General features: G+C 38.2%; 2 protein-coding genes. Both read right to left on the reverse strand.

Going from position 1 to position 1,475, the window contains the following annotated elements; translation table 11 throughout:
- Window positions 1-532 precede the first annotated feature (532 nt).
- On the reverse strand, window positions 533-1,066 hold the full coding sequence (locus tag ACMZ6U_RS10345; protein ID WP_416108335.1) for a biotin transporter BioY: 534 nt from the start codon (window positions 1,064-1,066) through the stop codon (window positions 533-535).
- Entirely contained in the window at window positions 1,053-1,376 is a 324-nt protein-coding gene (locus ACMZ6U_RS10350; protein WP_416108336.1) for a CHY zinc finger protein, read from the reverse strand. The genes ACMZ6U_RS10345 and ACMZ6U_RS10350 overlap by 14 nt, the downstream gene beginning before the upstream one ends.
- Window positions 1,377-1,475: the final 99 nt, after the last annotated feature.

Raw genomic sequence — 1,475 nt, forward strand, 5'->3', positions numbered from 1 at the left:
CGTTTACGATAATGACCATTTTTTTCTTATCTTTAAGGGCAAGTTGCAATTCTCGGATTTGAGATTCACTAAATTCTTTTGTCATATCTTTATTATAGCGCTATTTTTGATTTTTGTTAAGTATTATCCTAGTAAATCGTCTAGATCTACACCTTGTACTTAAATGGTTTCAGATTTAGATTTTCATTGAGTATTAGCTCATGTATGATTGGTATACTTGCTATTACCTTTTGATCAGGAAGCTCTTTTGGAACAACCAGTTTTCGATATTCAGATGAGCTAATATAAGGATCTGTTTCCAGTAAGTTAACGTGATTGCCTAGTACATCAGCTAAATCTTTGGCTAAACTCAATTTCCCAGAAGCACCATGGCCAACAATCCTAATTGTCGATGTTTTTTCACAAAGCAAATAGCGCGAAAATCTCTAATTGTAATCGTTGCATCGATAGTCCCCACTTTCTAAGATAATTTATCACACTTTTAGAATTGAAACAGCAGTTGTTTTACCAACCACTTCTATCTCACAGTGTATTACTCTAGTCCCAACTGTTTCCGATACTTTGTTCCAATAATAGTAGCAATAGCTGCTTTGATAGTATCACCTGGAATAAAGACCAAATTTGACAGGAGAGATGGGAGCAGGGGAGCATTTGTGTAATGCGCCAAGTAGATAGCTCCAATAACATCAACGAGTAAAACACCTGATAACCAAATCAAAGCAAAACTAACAAAGAGGGAAGAAAACGGTAATAGTTTACGGAAACCGGCTAGGGCAATAGGCATTAGTAACCAACCGACAACATAGCCTGCTGTTGGTCCAGCAAAGACTACCAAGGTCGTGCTACCACCCGTAAACACAGGTAAAAACAAACCTAAAATGAGGAAAATAAGAATAGTCAAGCTTCCTTTTTTGGCACCTAATAGAATGGCAGCCAGCATGATTCCTAAATTTTGAAGAACAATTGGAACAGGAATAAAACCTAATGGCAGAGGGGGCATAAGCCCTAAAATAACAATCAATGTGGCCATTAAGGCGATTTGAATGAGTGATTTAGTGCTGTTCATGGTAAAACTCCTTTGAAAAATAGATATGGTCATGAAGCTGACAGTTGGGATTAAAGCCAGAGCCGCACTGCGGGCAAGACCCTCGTTTGTAAGCTGAAAAGGTCAGATAGGTCTGACAAATACCACACATGACAGGATAAGGTTCATCAACCGACATAGCCTTAAAAGGATGGCTTTCCAGAGCATCGTGGCACTTGTAACAAGCATAGTAAGACTGGCAGTCAGCACATTTCAAGGCAACAATATCCTGTGCAGAATGATAATGCCGGCAGCGACTGTTCTCATCTATGCCGATTCCTTTAAATAACATATCTTCCCTTTCCTAAGCTTCCTTGCTTTAGTTTATCTAATTTTCGTTTTTGTGTCAACTTCATTTATATTTATGGTTCACAGTTTTCATGCTTTTCTC

Origin of the sequence: Streptococcus pluranimalium (assembly GCF_047785745.1) — a bacterium.
Taxonomy (GTDB): domain Bacteria; phylum Bacillota; class Bacilli; order Lactobacillales; family Streptococcaceae; genus Streptococcus; species Streptococcus pluranimalium_B.